Origin of the sequence: Gilliamella sp. B2828 (genome assembly GCF_026537125.1) — a bacterium.
Classification (GTDB): Bacteria; Pseudomonadota; Gammaproteobacteria; order Enterobacterales; family Orbaceae; genus Gilliamella.
Map to the genome: position 1 here is coordinate 51,928 of NZ_JAFNMU010000009.1, position 18,402 is coordinate 70,329.

Below are 18,402 nucleotides of genomic sequence, written 5' to 3' on the forward strand. Positions count from 1 at the left end.
GATAATAAGTCAATAATCTTTAATATTTATCCCATTAAATTTGTTAAAAATGATATTACCCTAGAGGTTAACTTTTAGAATAATATCATAAAGTTATCTTACTTGATCACAACGCGGTCAGTTGATGTTGAGTATTTAATTTCACCTAATAACCATGCTTTTTCACCATGCTGCTTAAGTATAGAGATTGCTTTCTCTACTAGTGAATTTGGCAAAGCAATAATTAAACCTACGCCACAGTTAAAAGTGCGGTACATTTCATGACGACTGATATTACCGGTTTTTTGTAACCAATCAAATATTGGTGGCCATTGCCAACTCGCTTCGTTTATTATTGCTTGAGTGCCATCGGGTAGTACGCGCGGAATGTTTTCCCAAAAACCACCACCAGTAATATGAACAATTGCATGAACATCTTCAATCTGAGCAATTAAATCAAGAACAGATTTGACGTAAATTTTAGTTGGTGCAAGCAGATGATCAGCAAGTGGTTTTCCCTCAAGTTGTTCAATGACTGGGTTAACACCACTCACTTCAATAATTTTTCGTACTAGTGAATAGCCATTGGAGTGTATGCCACTTGATGCTAATGCAATTAATGCATCACCGTCTTGAACTTTAGTACCATCAATCATTTGCAATTTTTCAACGACACCGACACAAAATCCTGCTAAATCATAGTCATTGCCATGATACATGCCTGGCATTTCCGCTGTTTCTCCACCGACTAATGCACACCCCGATTGTTTACAACCCTCTGCAATGCCTGTAACAACTGTTGTAGCAATATCAACATTAAGTTTTCCCGTTGCATAATAGTCAAGGAAAAATAAAGGTTCAGCCCCTTGAACAATAAGGTCATTAACACACATTGCTACCAAATCAATACCAATTGATTCATGGCGGTTCAAATCCATTGCAAGACGTAATTTAGTACCAACACCATCTGTACCAGATACTAAAATGGGTTCTTTGTATTTTTGTGGAATAGCACACAGTGCACCAAAACCACCTAGTCCACCCAATACTTCTGGGCGTTTAGTTTCTTTTACAACCGATTTAATGCGATTGACCAGTTCATTGCCAGCATCGATATCGACACCAGCATCTTTATAACTGAGAGATTTATTGTTTGACACAGCGAGCAATCCTTACAGTAGAAAAATTGCTAGTTATTTTAGCAAGGTTGAAATTTGTTGGCGATGAATTATTTAATAAATAAAAAATTAATTCAGTTTGCTAATTGTTATCAAACCAACTTTCTAAAATAATAACAGCAGAGGTAGCATCAACATGACCTTTTTCAAGAGCACGATAACCACGAGAAGCAAAAATACGTGATTTCGCTTCAACTGTTGATAACCGTTCATCTTGCAGATGAACTTGATAACCAAAGCGTCCATGTAATCGATTAGCAAACTTACGGGCTCTTGCCGTTAATGGCTGTTCTGTTCCATCCATGTTTAACGGTAGACCTACGACTAATAAATCAGGTTGCCACTCATTTAGAATTTTTTCAATATGTTGCCAATTAGGTATGCCGTCACGAGCTTTAAATGAACAAAGAGGATTAGCTGTTCTAGTCACATCCTGACCAATGGCGGCACCAATACTAAAGGTGCCAAAATCAAATGCAATTACTGTTGCCATCGGTTATGCATTACCCATTTGGTGTGAAATAGTGTTCATATTGACGCCCAATGATTCGGCTGCTTTTTCCCAGCGATTTTCAAAAGGAATTTCAAAAATAATTTTAGCGTCAGCATCAGCAACCAACCAATCATTTCTAGCAACTTCATCTTCAAGTTGCAACGGTTGCCAACTGGAATAACCCAATGCCAATAAAAGATCTTTAGGTTGTTGACTGGTACCAATGGATTTTAACAAATCCAGAGATGTGGTTATCATGACATCATCAGAAATTTGAATACTCGATGAAAAACCCGTTTGTGGTGTGTGTAATATAAAGCCTTGTTCTTCTGCAATCGGCCCCCCTGCAAATACAGGATATTCAAGTTCGGCACAATTTCTTGATGCAGTAATTTCAAGACGGGTTAGTATCGTTGAAATATTCAGTTCAATAATGGGTTTATTGATAATAATGCCCATGGCACCATCACGGTTATGCTCACAAATATATACAACAGAACGACTAAATAATACATCGTTCATGTTCGGCATAGCGATAATAAAATGATTTTTTAAATTCATATGCTCACATCTTCAATTGTTTATAAAGCACATTTACCGATTTTAACATTATGCTCAATATCGCAACGTAATAATAATTCTGATTCATTGCTTTCTTCATTAATTGATTCTGATATGATTTCAAAGTTTTGTGAAAGAAAAAAGTTAATTGCATCAGTATTTTTTTTATAGACGTGAACAAAAAGTTGATTATAGCGTTGTTTAGCTTTATTAACCAAAGCTTTACCTGTACCTTGTTGACGATAATTTTGTTCAACAAATAACCCTGAAATATAATTTTCAGTTATACCAATAAAGCCTTTAACTCCATCAAGATCTTGAACATACACGGTTGACATTGGGATCAACATTTTTACAATATCAAAATTTTGTTTGAAAAAATTACTATCAATAAAGTTATGTGCTTGTTCATTACCTTGTAACCATATTGCCATGACTTTATCTAAATCAGTACTTTTAAATTCTCTTATCATTTTTAACTCAACTTATTTAATCGACGTTCAATGGCATCCATAAGCATGCCAGTAATTGAAAGATTTGGATTTTCTGCTTCAATTTCACGAACACAGGTTGGGCTAGTAACATTAATTTCAGTGAGTTTATCACCGATAATGTCCAAACCTACAAATAATAATCCTTTTTCTTTTAGAGTAGGAGCAACACTTTTAGCAATATGCCAATCACTTTCGTTTAATGCTCTCACTTCACCATGACCACCTGCCGCTAGGTTACCTCGTGTTTCACCTTTTTGTGGTATTCTTGCTAGACAAAAAGGTACAGGTTCACCATCAACAATTAAAACCCGTTTATCCCCATTTGTTATAGCTGGTATATAAGTTTGCGCCATACAATAACGTGTATTGTGTTCAGTTAATGTTTCAATAATAACAGATACGTTTGGATCGCCTTGCTTGATTCTAAAAATTGAAGATCCTCCCATACCGTCCAGTGGTTTTAAAATAATATCAGAATATTGTTGATGAAACGCTTTGATATGTTGAGTTTGCCGAGTGACCAATGTTTCAGGCGTAAATTGCGCAAACCAAGCCGTAAAGAGTTTTTCATTACAATCTCGTAAACTTTGTGGTTTATTAACCACTAATACACCTTTTGCTTCAGCTCGTTCAAGAATATACGTTGCATATATAAATTCGGTATCAAAGGGTGGATCTTTACGCATCAAAATAACATCAAGATCACTCAATGGTATTGTTTGCTCTTCGGTAAAATCAAACCAATGGGAATGGTCGTTATAAACCTTTAATGTCTTTGTCGTTGCGTAAGCTTCGCCATTACGTAAAAAAAGATCATTCATTTCCATATAAAAAAGTTGGTATCCGCGTTTTTGTGCTTCATGTAGCATAGCAAAACTTGTGTCTTTTTTAATTTTAATATGACTAATGGGATCCATTACTATACCAAGCTTAATCATGGTAACTCCTTACTGACTTTATTAGTTTTATCGACATTTATGATGATAACATATATTTAAGTTATACAAGTTTAAAAGTATATTTGAAACATATTATGATATAGTGTTACCCACTATTATGAGAACATTGCTAACTATCATACTCGTAACTGGTCTAGATGCAAATACACATTTATTATCTTATTATTAATTCATTAACCTAAATCACCTAAATACACTTGTAAGGCTGTAATTGCTGTAAGAGCTGCAGTTTCCGTGCGTAATATACGTGGACCAAGTAGTATATCAGTAAAATCAAATCGATGTGTCATATTGATTTCAGCATCAGTCAAACCACCCTCAGGACCAATTAATAAACTAATATTATGTTGATCATAAGGTAATTGCTTAACACCATGTTGCGCTTTTGGGTGTAAATTTAACCTTAACGGACTTGTTAAACTTGCGCACCAATTTTCGAGTTTCATTACAGGGTTGATGACGGGTATCACATTACGACCACATTGCTCACAGGCTGAAATCACGATTTTTTGCCATTGTTGGACTTTTTTATTCATTCTTTCTTCGTCTAACTTAACACCACAACGTTCAGATAATAGGGGAGTAATAGTGTTAACGCCTAATTCCACGGATTTTTGAATGGTAAATTCCATTTTTTCGCCACGCGAAATCACTTGTCCTAAATGAATGTTCAAAAGAGATTCACGATTATCTAAAACTGTTTTTGTCGTTTTTACTGTAACTGATTTTTTATTTATTTCATGAATAATAGCAGGGGTGATGTGATTCGAACCATCAAATAAGATGATTTCTTCACCTATTTTCATTCTTAGTACCCGTATAAGATGATTAAACGCATCATCATTTAAAGTAATAAGGCTGTTTTGATTTATGTGAAAAGGTTGAAATATTCGAGTCATAATTACTAATTTCTTCTTATATGTTGCAATAAATTATAGCGTAATTTATCAAGATTCGGTAATCTCTATTTAATGCAGATCAGCAATTGGAATTAACTATGAAAATTAATAGCAAAGACAAAGTAATCGTTGAAGGTCTTACCGTCCTGACAACCATTGGTGTTTATGAATGGGAAAAGACCATAAAACAAAAGTTAATACTTGATATTGAAATGTCATGGGACAATAAACCTGCGGGTGAAAGTGATGATGTTTCACTGTGTTTGGATTATTTTTTGGTAAGTCAAGCGATAACCAGTTTTATTCAATCGACTCAATTTGAGCTTATAGAATGCGTTGCAGAACGTACAGCAGAATTAGTTATACAAAAGTTTGCTGTACAATGGTTAAAAGTGAAAGTTTCAAAACCTAATGCGATTGCTAATGCGTGCAATGTTGCGGTAGTAATTGAACGATCCGCTAGTTAATCGGGGTTTTAATAAATGGTAAACAAGCAAGGTGCTGATAATAATAAAGCACACCGTTTAATTAAAAAATTTGATAATATTGAACCATTTAACATCAATTTTATTAAAACATGGTTGTGGTATCAAAGACGAAAAGTGCCAGAGCCAAAAGGAGGGTATCAAGCTTTCAGTCAGACTTGGTGTGAGGCTATTGATCTTACTCTACCCAATGATAGGGTATGGTGGATAGGTCATTCAACGAATTTAATTCGTTTGAATAATAAGATGATTTTAACCGATCCTATTTTTTCTAAGAGAGCCTCACCATTACGAATTTCAGGACCCAAAAGACATACTCCTCCAGCCCTCACGATTGATCAACTACCTAATATTGATTTTGTTTTGATATCGCATAATCACTATGACCATTTGGATAATTATAGTATTCATCAATTGGTTAAGCGATTTCCTAATCTCATCTTGGTTATTCCTTTGGGATTGAAAGAAAAACTTAATAAATGGGGTGCTAAGCAGGTTATTGAACTTAATTGGTATGAATCAATGACATTTGATAATCTCACATTTACTGCAACTCCCGCTAGACATTGGAGTAACCGAGGTCTTTTTGATATTAACACATCATTATGGTGTGGTTGGGTAATGCAGTCAAATGTCAATATTGTTAATAAAACTAAAACGGTTTATTTTATGGGAGATACTGGCTATTCACCAAGTTTAAAAGAGATAGGTCAACGTTTTACTTGTATTGATCTGGCCTTAATTCCAATTGGTGCTTATTCGCCGCGTAGATTGTTGCAATCACAACATATCGATCCTATACAAGCTGTGCAGTTGTATGATGAACTCAATTGTCATGAAGCGGTTGCCATTCACTGGGGAACATTTGAATTATCTGATGAATCATTAGATGAGCCTGCGCAACAATTGTATGAACATCGGGCTGATCGGTACTTTCATCTTTTAAAAATAGGTGGCAGTTTAGCTATTAATCATTATGATTCTGGATTAAAATAACTTAAAAAGGTTTGGATTTTAAACCATATTTAGTCTGTTATTCTTTGCAAGAAAATAGGGAGGAGGTATGAAATTAGCAACGTTTGGATTGACTTGTATCATCTTAAGTTTAATTTTAGTAGGATGTGGAGGTAAGAATGATCAAGGGAGAAAGTATCATTGGTCAAAGGCACATGGCGTTTTAGAAGATTGCCAAGGTATGATGCGTAAATCACAACAATGTGAAAATAATTCAAATAATCAGCAGTTCCTTTTCCAAGTCGATAAGTATTAATATGAGTGCATGGCTTATTTATGCTTTACTTTCAGCCATTACCGCAGCTGGTGTGGCGATCTTAGGTAAAATTGGTTTACAGCAACTCGATGCCAATACAGCCACAGCAATTCGCGCTGTTGTTATGGCGATTTTTTTGGTTGGTGTGGTTGTGGTACAAGGAAAACTCAATCTAATTAATACCTTTTTCAATGATAAAAAAGCATTATTCATTATTGCACTTAGTGGTATTGCTGGTGCGTTATCTTGGTTATTTTATTTTATGGCAATTAAAGAAGGTAAAGTATCGCAAGTTGCACCAATCGATAAATTAAGTGTGGTTTTTGCAGTAGTTTTTGCTGCAATTTTATTTGGTGAAAAGATCAGTTTCTTATCTGGCGTGGGGGTAGTAATGATTGCAGTTGGTGCTATTTTAGTTGCTCTTTTCTGATTACTTTTTAACATAAATCACACCCTATTGAAATAGTGTGTGATTTATGTGTTACAAATTAAACTTCTATATTAAATTTACGAAATTACTTAAGCAATGTATTAAATAGTTCAATCGTCACCAACTCACCTTTATTTACATCACCGCGTTCTTGTTCAAGAATAATAAAACAGTTAGCCTGATTGAACGACTTTGTAATATGTGATCCTTGTTGACCAGTACTAATAACTTCTAATTCTCCTTGATCATCAATTTGTAATTTACCACGTTGAAAATCTAACCGACCAATACTTTTTTTAAGATTGTTTGCGGCTTTTACTTTGAAGCTAAAATCAGTATTAGATGTTGTAAGCCCAGAAAGCGCTAAAATTAACGGTTGAACGAGTTGATAAAAAGTCACCAAGGTTGATACTGGATTGCCAGGTAAACCACAAAACAACGCATTGCCAATTTGTCCAAAAGCAAAAGGTTTACCTGGTTTCATAGCAATCTTCCAAAAATTGATATGCCCTAAATCTTCTAATGCTGTTTTGGTAAAATCAGCATCGCCTACCGAAACGCCACCACTAGTTATTACAAGATTTGCTTGATTTGATGCCGTCACTAAAGCTTGTTTAATTCGGATCGGATCATCAGGAATAATACCAAGATCAATAATCTCACAGTTAAGTTTTGTTAATAATAATTTTAATGTGAAACGATTGCTATCATAAATTTTACCTTTGCCTGATAGAGGCATGCCAATTGGCGTGAGTTCATTACCTGTAGAAAAGATAGCCACTTTCAATTTGTTAAAAATGGTCACTTCGCTAATACCCAGCGTTGCCAGTGTTGAAAGTGTAGGTAGTGTTAATTTGGTACCTTGAGTAACCGTTATTGAATCTTTTTTTACATCTTCACCACATCGACGAATATTGTCACCAGATTTGATTTCTTTTAAAAAACAGATTCCTAAATCAGATTGTTTTGTATGTTCTTGCATTACAACTGCATCCGCTTCAATAGGTACAGGGGCACCAGTCATGATACGTAAACAAGTACCTTCGGGCCATTGTAAATGACCAATATCATCACCCGCAAAAATAGCACTAGCTACTGGTAAAATTTTTGATTGCTGTAGATCCGATAGTCTGACTGCGTACCCATCCATTGCTGAATTATCAAATTCTGGTACATTAATTGGCGAAATTATGGGTGTGGCTGTTATTCTGTCTAAAGCGTCAAACAAGGAAACATTCTGAAAAGTCAGTGGTTGCGCTTCAGTAGCGGTTTGTAACATATTTAGTTTAGCTTGTTTGTAGTTGAGTAACATTGATGTGTGCTTTCCTTATGTAAATAATCCGTTATTTTGACAAGAAGTTTCAGGTTAGGTATACGTTTAAGTAAAAAACTTTATTATATTCAATCTTAATGATAACTCAATGTCACAACGTCGCCAAAAGGCGACGTAAGATAGATGACTATACATTAAATAAAAAGTTCATAATATCGCCATCTTGTACGATATAGTCTTTACCTTCAGAACGCATTTTTCCTGCTTCTTTAGCACCTTGTTCACCACCATATTTGATAAAATCATCAAAAGCAATGGTTTGTGCCCGAATAAAGCCTTTTTCAAAGTCGGTATGAATTTTACCCGCTGCTTGTGGGGCTGTATCACCTACGGAGATTGTCCATGCACGAACTTCTTTCACACCCGCGGTAAAATAAGTCTGCAAATTCAGTAAGCTATAACCAGCTCGGATAACGCGATTTAAGCCAGGTTCAGTTAAACCCAAATCATTCATGAATTCATCACGATCAGCATCATCAAGCTCGGCAAGTTCCGCTTCAATTGCTGCACATACAGGAACAACAACAGACTTTTCTTGAGCTGCTATTGCTTTTACTTTCTCTAAATAAGGATTATTTTCAAATCCATCTTCATTAACATTAGCAATGTACATGGTCGGTTTTAAAGTTAAAAAGCTCAAGTATTTAACTGCATCAAGCTCTTCTTTACTCAAATCCAAAAGCAACAGTTTTTTTCCTTGCTCTAAATGGGGTAAGCATTTTTCAAGAATTTCGAGTTCAAACTTAGCATCTTTATCTCCACCTTTAGCACGTTTTTGTAAACGTGTCATTGCTCGTTCGCAGGCTTCTAAATCGGCTAATGCAAGTTCTGTATTTATGATTTCAATATCTTCAGCCGGATCAATTTTACCCGCAACATGAATAATATTTTCATTTTCAAAACAACGAACAACATGACCAATGGCTTCAGTTTCACGAATATTAGCTAAAAATTGATTACCTAAACCTTCGCCTTTTGAAGCTCCCTTTACTAATCCTGCAATATCAACAAATTCCATAGTTGTCGGTAAGGTGCGTTGAGGTTTAACAATTTTAGCCAGCTCATCTAAACGTGGATCGGGCATTGGTACTACACCCGTATTGGGTTCGATAGTACAAAATGGAAAGTTAGCTGCTTCAATGCCTGCTTTGGTTAGTGCGTTAAAAAGAGTTGACTTGCCGACATTTGGTAGTCCGACGATACCACATTTAAATCCCATACTAGTTGTTACCTTTAATTAAAAATGTCTTGAATATAAGGGGTAATTATATACTAAATCATGCTATTTATGCCAATGTTCTTATTGACATATTGGTTATAGATATGCATTAGATAGTGATGTATTTTTTAACTCGTTACTCTGCTTAAATTTGTTATACCTGAAGAGCATTATTTAACTTGTTAAATTAATCTTCAAAATTCAAACCAATTTGATAGAGTTGATTCTTTTTTAGACCATAAATTTCAGCAGTAATAGCCGCTGCTTTTTTTAATGGTAGCTCTTTTTGTAATAATTTGAGGGTATTGATGGCTTTCGGATCAATATCATTATTAACTTCTGTATAGCCAGCGACAATTAAGACAAATTCACCTTTTTGACGAGAAGGATCTTGATTTAACCAGTTGATGAGTTCATTGACAGGAAAGCTAACAATGGTTTCCCATGTTTTGGTAAGTTCCTTAGCTAAAACAATTTGCTTATCGGCACCAAAAATAGTTTGCATATCTTTCAGTGTGTCTAATAAGCGGTGGGTCGATTCATAAAAAATCAGAGTGCGAGGTTCAGTAATTAATGAAGCTAAGCTATCTTGTCGTGCTTTACTTTTAGCAGGTAAGAATCCTTCATAAATAAACTTATCGGACGGTAATCCAGCTACCGACAGTGCTGCAATCGCAGCACAAGCTCCAGGAATCGGAACTACTTTTATATCATTTTCACGGCAAGTTTTCACTAAATGATAGCCAGGATCATTGATTAATGGCGTTCCAGCATCTGAAATCAATGCAATAGAAAGACCTGATTGAAGTTTTTCAATCAGAATATGTACTTTTTCTTGTTCATTATGATCATGCAGGGAGAAAAGTTTCGCCTTAATACCTAAATGTTGTAATAATAAACCGCTATGGCGGGTATCTTCAGCAGCGATCAGATCAACACCTTTCAGTGTATCAATTGCTCTAAGGGTAATATCATCTAAATTTCCAATGGGTGTAGCAACAATATATAAAGTCATTAATTTGAGTCACATTAAAATTTCATAGAAAATAGAATAAATCTACTGTACGAACAAGTATTTTATTGTATATACTCACCACTTTCAAAAATAAATTCTATTTTCTGCTATTTGTTATAATAGTGATAATAAATAAAGATGTTGCTGATTAAATGTTGACTATTTGTCGAACAACCCATTGATAATCGAGAACAGAGGGTATATTTGTGCGAATTTAGTAGAAATTCGATGGATCGTAGTTGATTTAAATTGTATCTTTAACTATTTTATTATAGCTAGCATAACAAGGACCCGATATAATAGCTTTATATATTAAAAATGATAGATTATGCTCTTAAAACAATATTAACGAATGAAAGGTACTGCTTTGAAAAAGATTCTTACGCTAACTTGTTTAAGCTTGGTCATTACTGCCTGTACACAATCCAATCCTGCTCAAATTGAAGATATTTCGGATTTTCCTAGTAATTCATCAGAAACAGGTTATTCTAAACCTCCTGTTAATATTTCTACTGGAAGCGGGATTTCTGCACCTTCAGTATCATCAAATGCTCATTCAAAACCGGCACCTGACTCAGTAATGACGTCAAGCTCCAATAGTAATGATGCGAATAATCATGTTAATAATACAAACAGTAATAATGGTGTTGTTGTAACTAACGAACGTGTTTCATATAACCGTAATTATGATGAAATTCCTAAAGGTGGTTATCAAGGTGATACTTATACTGTAAGTCGAGGTGACACATTATATTATATTGCATGGGTAACGGGGAATGATTATCGTTCTTTAGCGGCTAAAAATAATATTAAGAAACCTTATTCCGTTGTAGTTGGACAGGTATTGGATGTAAGTGGGGGAACAACTGTTGTCACACAAAAAGTAACCAGCAATCAAACGACTCAACAAGTGGTAGCTGCCAATCCTCAGTCTACATCAACAGTAATTAAAACTACACCTATCTTAACTACTACCACTACCACTACCACTACCACATCGGGTAAAAATCAAACAACGCCTAATGTTGTTCAGACCGTTGAAACTGTTACTGAACCAGTTAATAGTAGTACAAATAATATAACAACCAATTCGTCAGATACTGGAAAGTCTGTTTCTAAAGTTGCAAATATTTCATGGCAATGGCCGGCAAAAGGCAAAATTATTGAAAAATTTTCTAATTCTAGCAAAGGGATAGATATTGCTGGCGGATTAGGGAATAAAGTAATGGCTGCCGCAGATGGTCGCGTGGTTTATTCAGGTAATGCTTTACCAGGTTATGGTAATTTAATTATTATAAAACATAATGATGATTACTTAACGGCATATGCACACAACCAGTCGATTTTGGTGAAAGAGCAACAAGCGGTTAGAGCTGGAGAGCAGATTGCGACAATGGGCGCCACGGGAACTTCGTCAGTGAGATTGCATTTTGAAATTCGTTATAAAGCAAAATCCGTTGATCCTTTAAAATATCTATCAAAAAATTAATCATTATTAACTGTAAAACAGTTAATATATCGAATTTACAAGTATTATAAAGATTATTTAAGTTAAACAGTTTTATTCTACGTAACAAAGGAGTTAGACTCATGGCAGTAAAAAAATTAGTTCTTATTCGACATGGAGAAAGTGTTTGGAATCAAGAAAACCGTTTTTGTGGTTGGACTGATGTTGATTTATCTGATAAAGGTAATAAAGAAGCAGCTGAAGCAGGTAAATTACTGAAACAAGAAGGTTTCCAATTTGATTATGCTTATACTTCTGTTTTAAAACGTGCAATTCACACTTTATGGCATGTGTTAGATGAAGTTGATCAAGCTTGGTTACCTGTTGAAAAATGTTGGAAATTAAATGAACGTCATTATGGTGCACTACAAGGTCTAAATAAAGCTGAAACTGCGGCTAAATATGGTGATGAGCAAGTAAAATTATGGCGCCGTGGTTTTGCAATTACGCCTCCTGCACTTGAAAAATCGGATGAGCGCTTTCCTGGACATGATTCACGTTATAGCCAATTACCTGAATCAGAATTACCATTGACTGAGAGTCTAGCGTTAACAATCAAACGTGTACTTCCTTATTGGGAATCAACAATTGCACCGCGCGTTGCTAAAGGTGAACGGGTAATCATCGCTGCTCATGGTAACTCTCTTCGTGCTTTAGTTAAACATTTAGACAATATCAGTGACGATGATATTATTGAATTAAATATCCCAACTGGTGTACCATTAGTGTATGAATTTGATGACAACATGAAAGTTATCAAACATTATTACTTAGGTAATGCTGATGAAATCGCAGCAAAACAAGCAGCTGTTGCTAACCAAGGTAAAGCGAAATAATTAAGCTTTAACCATTAAAAAGGTAAGTTATGCAACTTACCTTTTTTCAATCAAAACTATCTCTGTTATCCATTAATTTTATCCTTGAGAGTCTTATTTTGTCGAAAATATACTATATTTATGCCGTAATGAATGCAGGTAAATCTACTGAATTATTACAAATTGACCATAATTACTTAAGTAATAATATGCAGACTTTATTGCTTAAATCTTCGGTCGATACTCGTGATTCGGCAGTTGAAATTGTTTCACGTTTAGGTTTGCGTAAAAAAGCATTACAACTTGATGACAATAGTGTTGATGAAATCATTGAATTAATAAAGAAAAATAATTACGCTTGCATACTCATTGATGAAAGCCAATTTTTATCTCAAAGCACTATCTGGAAACTATCTGATGTGTGTGATGAATACGGTATACCGATGATGTTTTTTGGTTTAAAAACGGATTATATGGGACATTTATTTGAAGGTTCAAAAACATTATTAGAAATTGCCGACAATTTTAGAGAACTAAAAACAGTTTGCTGGTGTGGAAAAAAAGCAACCATGAATTTGCTTGAAGGAAAAGATGGGCAAATTGTTAAGTTTGGTAATTCAATTCATTTAGGGGACAGTGAGTTTCATTCAGTTTGTCGCAAACATTGGAAAGCTGGACAGATTAGACCTAAACAATAATTTTCACAATATTTCACACTTATTCAATCAAACTAATCAATTTGCTGTTTTTATTATTTGATTTTGTAAAAGTGTGAATGACCTCTCATTTTAATGATTTTTCTTTGTCGATTTCTGATGATTTATGTCATATTGACTGAAACGATTCAGTGTTGTTTTCTTAATCATAAGAGGAATTATCATGAGAGTTCAATTAGTTTCATTAGCTGCGATACTTAGTTTAGCTAGTTACAGTGCCGATGCTAAAGAATTCATATTAACGGATGTTGATAAGGGTCTTGCTAAAGGTAACTGGTCAATTTCGAGTCAAGATTTAGGTATAAAAGCGCATAAATTTACTGTCAAAAACACTGTGCTTCAAGGTGGTAAACAAGATGGTACTGAACTTTTAACCATTGCTAGTGACAACCTTACAATCAAATTAATTCCAAGCCGTGGATTAGGTATTTTATCTGTCGTTGGTGATGGCATCCGTCTGGGATGGGATTCACCCGTAGATGAAGTTGTCAATCCTAAATACCTAAATTTGGAAAGTCGCGGTGGATTAGGTTGGTTAGATGGTTTTAACGAATTGATGGTACGTTGTGGTTTTGAGTGGACTGGTCATGCAGTGCAAGCCGATGGCATGATGTATACACTTCATGGACGAGCACAAAATACTCCAGTATCAAAATTGATTGTTAATGTATTAGACAAAGCACCCTATACCATATCAGTAAAAGGATTAATTAAAGAAAATACTTTCAAAAAAAGTAATTTAGAAACTTGGGTATCGCTGAGTTACATGCCAGGTAATAAAGATTTCACTGTTCATGATGTGGTTACCAATAAGGGCGATTATGCTCGTGATTATCAAATTATTTATCACAGCAATTATGGCACACCGATTCTTGAAGAGGGCGCTCGATTTGTTGCACCAGTAAAAGAAATTTCCCCCTTTAATGATTACGCCAAAGAAGGCTTAAAAACATGGCAAACGTATTTAGGTCCAACTAAAAACTTTGATGAAATGGTCTTTAATATTTATCCTTATGCCGATGATCAAGGACAGACTCAAGTAATGATTACTAACAAAGGGGGGGATAAAGGCGCTGGTATATCGTTTAATACCAATCAATTACCTGTTTTTACCTTGTGGAAAAATACTGATACTCTAAAACAAGGATATGTAACAGGATTAGAACCTGGAACCAGTTTTGCTTATCCAGTTACGATTGAGCGTGAACAAAAACGTGTCCGCCAATTAGAACCAGGGCAAAGTACCGAATTCACCTTAGTTTACAGTTTATTATCAAGTAAAAAAGCTGTTGAGCAATATGAAGCACAAATTAAGTCCATACAAAGTAATCAAGAAACCAAAGTGATTGAAACACCACTGGCGAAAGAATAAATTTGTGGAACACAACTAACAGGGAAGTTAGTTGAAATATAATTGTTTATTACTTCATAAATCGATTATTTTCATGCTCATGAACGCATCGTTATTTATTGGCAAATCTTGCTATTTTTTTAACAAAAAAATGCATATAACATTGATTCGATACAATAAATTATCTCATTAAGGTTCAAAATCAATTATCTACGTAGATGCTCACTTGATAGCGACCTCTTATATCGGTATGATTATTTATATTTAATTATTTAAAATCAATTTTTGAAATTTATAAACGTTAAATGCAGCTTGAATAATTATCAAGAGTTATCTGATTTTATCGTGTTTGAAATGATTGATATTATTATGGTAAATCCAAGAGAATTTTTATGATTTACGATAGGTGATTAATCAACTAACACAATTTTTTATAGACTGGTGACAACTGATATTGTCTCTGACCCTATGACAAAATTAGAGGGTATTTATCGTTGTTTTGATTGCACGTTCTCCTTTATTGAAAAACAGAATTGGAATGAGTGCGTTTTCAATAAGTTGATATAAAAGTTTGGCTTGATTTTAAATAAAATAGGAATGAATATGACAGTAAAACGACTAGTAATTGGTATCAGTGGCGCAACGGGTTTTGCTTATGGCATTAAAGCTTTAGAGCTTTTAAAACCATTGGATATTGAAACACATCTAGTAATTTCAAAAGCTGCACAATTAACGCGCTCTTACGAAATACCTACTATGAGTTTGACTCAAATTGAATCATTGGCGGACAAAGTTTATTCCGTCAATAATGTTGGTGCAGCTATTGCTAGTGGTTCCTTCAAGACTATGGGCATGCTCGTTGCACCTTGCTCAATGCGATCTTTAGCTGCAATAGCCCAGAGTTTATCGGATAATTTATTAACTCGTGCGGCAGATGTCGTACTAAAAGAACGTCGCCGTTTGGTAGTAATGATAAGGGAATCCCCCCTTCATTTAGGCCATATAAAAAACATGGAGATGGTCACTCTAATGGGGGGAGTGATCTTTCCACCTGTACCAGCACTTTATCAACATATTGACAGTATTGATGATATGATCACCCACAGTGTAGCACGAGCCCTTGATCTGTTTGATATCGATATCCCGTCACTACCACGCTGGGGTGAAGATATGCACTTAAATATCAAGCCAGAATAACGTATGTTAATCGATCCTAAGATTCTTAAATTTATAAAAATTAACCATATATTAACACTGAGTGTCATAACACCAGATAATTCACCATGGGCGTGTAATGTGTTTTATGTATTGGATGAGGTGCCGTTTAATTTGTATTTTTTAACTGAATTAAAAACAGAGCATGCTAAGGCGATGTTAATGCACCCGAATGTAGCAGGCACTATTACAGTTGAACCTAAAACAATTGCTCAGATTCAAGGGATCCAATTTCTGGCACAAGCAAAACAGTTACAAGGTGAGCAAGCTAAAGATGCTTATAGACAATACTATCGTGCATTTCCCTTTGCCAGAATGATGAAGGCACCAATTTGGTCTTTACAGCTGCAACAGATAAAAATGACGAACAATCTTTTAGGTTTTGCCCATAAAACGCATTGGCAACGAAAGTGAATTCTAGTTGATAGTAGCTCAGTAATAAAAAGTCAATGGCTTAAATTTAAACATGTTAAACTTCTATCTCATCAAGTTTTACAGGAGTTTTTCATGCTTATTTGGGTTGTATTTAAAAAATAGAATGATAGAAAGTATTCTGATATTTAGTATTCATGCAACAAGTAAAACAGCAATTTGCTTCTAAAAATAATCTCAATTATCAGATACCCTTACCCAACATTAAACAGACACAAAATTTAACTCAAAACTAACAGATTATAACTTTCTGTTAGTTTACTGGGTAATGCTCAGTTAGAATTAAATTAATGCTCAATCTTACTAAGATTTATTAACAGCTGTTTACAAAATATTGCGTAATGCGATTGTCTTGTGTTAATTCAGGATGAAATGCACAAACCAAAATTTTACCTTGCTTAGCCATTACACAACGCCCATCAATAAAAGCAAGTTGTTCCACTTGTTTACTTGCTTTGGCAATATAAGGAGCACGAATAAAAACTGCTGGAATTTTTTTGCCGATTAACTTAACATCTAACCGTGTTTCAAAGCTGCTAATTTGTCGACCAAAACCATTACGTTCAACATTAATATCGATTAACGAAAGCTGTTCGATTTCATTATGGGTGGTCGTTTTTCCACATAATACTAATCCAGCACATGTTCCTAAAATACCTTTACCTTGTTGAACAAATTGTTTAATGGGCTCAAACAGTCCATTTTGTTTTATCAAACGGCTAATTGTAGTTGATTCTCCACCAGGAATAATCAAACCGTTTAGTTTAGCTAATTGCTCAGGATTTTTCACTGCTATCGCTTGCACGTTATCTAAACTGTTTAGCATAGTGATGTGTTCACTCACTGCTCCTTGTAAATTGAGCACACCAATTTTTTTAAAATGATTGGATATTTTCGATTTTGTCATTACCAACCTCGTTCTTGCATACGTTCCGATTCGGTAAGTTTACTGATGTCTATTCCTTTCATTGCTTCACCTAAGCCTTTTGATAATTCTACCAAACGTGGGTAATCATCAAAATAGGTTGTCGCTTGCACAATTGCTTTAGCAAATTTTTCAGGATTTTGTGATTTAAAAATACCGGAACCAACAAATACGCCATCAGCCCCTAGTTGCATCATCAGTGCTGCATCGGCAGGAGTTGCTATGCCTCCAGCAGCAAAATTGACAACTGGTAATTTCTCAAGTTGTTTGATCTGTTCGACAAGCTCAAAGGGTGCACCAATTTCTTTAGCAAAAGTCATCAATTCATCGTTCGATTTACTGATAACTATTCGAAGTTGCTCATTAACTTTACGCATATGGCGCACCGCTTCAACAATATTACCCGTACCGGGCTCGCCTTTGGTTCGTAACATTGATGCTCCTTCACCAATGCGGCGCAATGCTTCGCCTAAATCACGACAACCACAAACAAATGGCACGGAAAAATGGCTTTTAAGTAAATGATATTGTTCATCGGCAGGGGTTAATACTTCACTTTCATCAATATAATCGACGCCTAATGATTCTAACATCCTAGCTTCAACAATATGCCCAATACGTGCTTTTGCCATGACAGGAATCGTCACTGCCTTCATTACCTGCTCTACTATCGTTGGATCCGCCATTCGGGCAACACCTCCAGATGCTCGTATGTCTGATGGTACTCGTTCTAAAGCCATTACAGCAACAGCCCCTGCTTGCTCGGCAATTTTGGCTTGTTCGGCATTAACAACATCCATAATTACCCCTCCTTTTTGCATTCGAGCCATGCCACGTTTAACCGTTTGGGTACCTGTCACTTGATTCATATTTGCTCCTAGTAAAGTTCTGAATAATAAAGTTTGTGAGTTGGTTTTTATTATTCATAAAGATAAGAGTGGAATAAACGGCCAATTGGACTATAATTAACCCATCCAATTTTATTTTTGTGTTCGGTTTAAATCAGGCAGTTGGAATGCATTTTTAAACATTACTTAAATAACTTTTGTCTCAAAACGATAATTTCGTTTTGCAATGCAGATCGCAACAAAGTTTATATCATCAATAAAAGAATTATACGCTTGAG

General features: G+C 35.0%; 21 protein-coding genes. 10 read left to right on the forward strand and 11 right to left on the reverse strand.

The window, feature by feature from the left end; all coding sequences use genetic code 11:
* Nucleotides 1-98: 98 nt before the first annotated feature.
* The 6 genes from purM to rsmE all read right to left on the reverse strand — a co-directional run bounded on the left by purM (nt 99) and on the right by rsmE (nt 4,563).
* Nucleotides 99-1,139: a phosphoribosylformylglycinamidine cyclo-ligase gene (purM, locus tag J3U19_RS08605; RefSeq protein ID WP_267346048.1), complete on the reverse strand. Its 1,041-nt coding sequence runs from the start codon at nt 1,137-1,139 to the stop codon at nt 99-101.
* 100 nt (nt 1,140-1,239) lie between these two features.
* The gene (ruvX, locus tag J3U19_RS08610) at nt 1,240-1,650 is read right to left on the reverse strand and encodes a Holliday junction resolvase RuvX (protein WP_267341493.1); all 411 of its coding nucleotides are present in this window, start codon (nt 1,648-1,650) and stop codon (nt 1,240-1,242) included.
* Between the two features lie 3 nt (nt 1,651-1,653).
* On the reverse strand, nt 1,654-2,211 hold the full coding sequence (locus J3U19_RS08615; protein ID WP_267341492.1) for a YqgE/AlgH family protein: 558 nt from the start codon (nt 2,209-2,211) through the stop codon (nt 1,654-1,656).
* A gap of 20 nt (nt 2,212-2,231) precedes the next feature.
* Nucleotides 2,232-2,684 (reverse strand): GNAT family N-acetyltransferase, encoded by a 453-nt coding sequence (locus J3U19_RS08620; RefSeq protein ID WP_267346049.1) that lies wholly within the window; start codon nt 2,682-2,684, stop codon nt 2,232-2,234.
* A 2-nt stretch (nt 2,685-2,686) separates the two neighbouring features.
* Complete coding sequence (gene gshB / locus J3U19_RS08625; protein ID WP_267341490.1) at nt 2,687-3,643, reverse strand: glutathione synthase; 957 nt, start codon at nt 3,641-3,643, stop codon at nt 2,687-2,689.
* Nucleotides 3,644-3,837: 194 nt separating this feature from the next.
* Nucleotides 3,838-4,563 (reverse strand): 16S rRNA (uracil(1498)-N(3))-methyltransferase, encoded by a 726-nt coding sequence (gene rsmE / locus J3U19_RS08630; protein ID WP_267341489.1) that lies wholly within the window; start codon nt 4,561-4,563, stop codon nt 3,838-3,840.
* Between the two features lie 98 nt (nt 4,564-4,661).
* Between rsmE and folB the strand changes: the two genes are divergently transcribed.
* From folB to J3U19_RS08650, 4 genes are all read left to right on the forward strand, one after another.
* Entirely contained in the window at nt 4,662-5,030 is a 369-nt protein-coding gene (folB, locus tag J3U19_RS08635; protein WP_267341488.1) for a dihydroneopterin aldolase, read from the forward strand.
* A 15-nt stretch (nt 5,031-5,045) separates the two neighbouring features.
* Nucleotides 5,046-6,044, forward strand: a complete 999-nt coding sequence (locus J3U19_RS08640; protein WP_267346051.1) for an MBL fold metallo-hydrolase — start codon at nt 5,046-5,048, stop codon at nt 6,042-6,044.
* Between the two features lie 67 nt (nt 6,045-6,111).
* The gene (locus J3U19_RS08645) at nt 6,112-6,318 is read left to right on the forward strand and encodes a hypothetical protein (RefSeq protein ID WP_267341485.1); all 207 of its coding nucleotides are present in this window, start codon (nt 6,112-6,114) and stop codon (nt 6,316-6,318) included.
* A gap of 1 nt (nt 6,319) precedes the next feature.
* Nucleotides 6,320-6,748, forward strand: coding sequence for an EamA family transporter (locus tag J3U19_RS08650; RefSeq protein WP_267341483.1), 429 nt, complete (start codon nt 6,320-6,322; stop codon nt 6,746-6,748).
* A gap of 85 nt (nt 6,749-6,833) precedes the next feature.
* Here J3U19_RS08650 and moeA read toward each other — a convergent pair whose 3' ends face one another.
* The 3 genes from moeA to rsmI all read right to left on the reverse strand — a co-directional run bounded on the left by moeA (nt 6,834) and on the right by rsmI (nt 10,315).
* Complete coding sequence (moeA, locus tag J3U19_RS08655; protein WP_267346053.1) at nt 6,834-8,060, reverse strand: molybdopterin molybdotransferase MoeA; 1,227 nt, start codon at nt 8,058-8,060, stop codon at nt 6,834-6,836.
* Between the two features lie 148 nt (nt 8,061-8,208).
* Complete coding sequence (ychF, locus tag J3U19_RS08660) at nt 8,209-9,300, reverse strand: redox-regulated ATPase YchF (RefSeq protein WP_267346054.1); 1,092 nt, start codon at nt 9,298-9,300, stop codon at nt 8,209-8,211.
* A gap of 187 nt (nt 9,301-9,487) precedes the next feature.
* Complete coding sequence (gene rsmI / locus J3U19_RS08665) at nt 9,488-10,315, reverse strand: 16S rRNA (cytidine(1402)-2'-O)-methyltransferase (RefSeq protein WP_267341478.1); 828 nt, start codon at nt 10,313-10,315, stop codon at nt 9,488-9,490.
* A gap of 367 nt (nt 10,316-10,682) precedes the next feature.
* Between rsmI and nlpD the strand changes: the two genes are divergently transcribed.
* From nlpD to J3U19_RS08695, 6 genes are all read left to right on the forward strand, one after another.
* On the forward strand, nt 10,683-11,804 hold the full coding sequence (nlpD, locus tag J3U19_RS08670) for a murein hydrolase activator NlpD (RefSeq protein WP_267341477.1): 1,122 nt from the start codon (nt 10,683-10,685) through the stop codon (nt 11,802-11,804).
* Between the two features lie 101 nt (nt 11,805-11,905).
* The gene (gpmA, locus tag J3U19_RS08675) at nt 11,906-12,658 is read left to right on the forward strand and encodes a 2,3-diphosphoglycerate-dependent phosphoglycerate mutase (protein WP_267341475.1); all 753 of its coding nucleotides are present in this window, start codon (nt 11,906-11,908) and stop codon (nt 12,656-12,658) included.
* A 98-nt stretch (nt 12,659-12,756) separates the two neighbouring features.
* Nucleotides 12,757-13,335 carry a thymidine kinase gene (locus tag J3U19_RS08680; RefSeq protein WP_267341473.1) on the forward strand — a complete coding sequence of 193 codons (579 nt, stop codon included), beginning with the start codon at nt 12,757-12,759 and terminating at the stop codon, nt 13,333-13,335.
* A 181-nt stretch (nt 13,336-13,516) separates the two neighbouring features.
* Nucleotides 13,517-14,725: an aldose 1-epimerase family protein gene (locus tag J3U19_RS08685; RefSeq protein WP_267346056.1), complete on the forward strand. Its 1,209-nt coding sequence runs from the start codon at nt 13,517-13,519 to the stop codon at nt 14,723-14,725.
* 582 nt (nt 14,726-15,307) lie between these two features.
* Nucleotides 15,308-15,901, forward strand: a complete 594-nt coding sequence (locus J3U19_RS08690; protein ID WP_267346058.1) for a UbiX family flavin prenyltransferase — start codon at nt 15,308-15,310, stop codon at nt 15,899-15,901.
* A gap of 3 nt (nt 15,902-15,904) precedes the next feature.
* Nucleotides 15,905-16,333, forward strand: a complete 429-nt coding sequence (locus J3U19_RS08695; RefSeq protein ID WP_267341467.1) for a pyridoxamine 5'-phosphate oxidase family protein — start codon at nt 15,905-15,907, stop codon at nt 16,331-16,333.
* Nucleotides 16,334-16,664: 331 nt separating this feature from the next.
* Here J3U19_RS08695 and pdxT read toward each other — a convergent pair whose 3' ends face one another.
* Both pdxT and pdxS read right to left on the reverse strand, forming a co-directional pair.
* Nucleotides 16,665-17,258 carry a pyridoxal 5'-phosphate synthase glutaminase subunit PdxT gene (pdxT, locus tag J3U19_RS08700; RefSeq protein WP_267346060.1) on the reverse strand — a complete coding sequence of 198 codons (594 nt, stop codon included), beginning with the start codon at nt 17,256-17,258 and terminating at the stop codon, nt 16,665-16,667.
* Nucleotides 17,258-18,145: a pyridoxal 5'-phosphate synthase lyase subunit PdxS gene (pdxS, locus tag J3U19_RS08705; RefSeq protein WP_267341463.1), complete on the reverse strand. Its 888-nt coding sequence runs from the start codon at nt 18,143-18,145 to the stop codon at nt 17,258-17,260. The genes pdxT and pdxS overlap by 1 nt, the downstream gene beginning before the upstream one ends.
* Nucleotides 18,146-18,402: the final 257 nt, after the last annotated feature.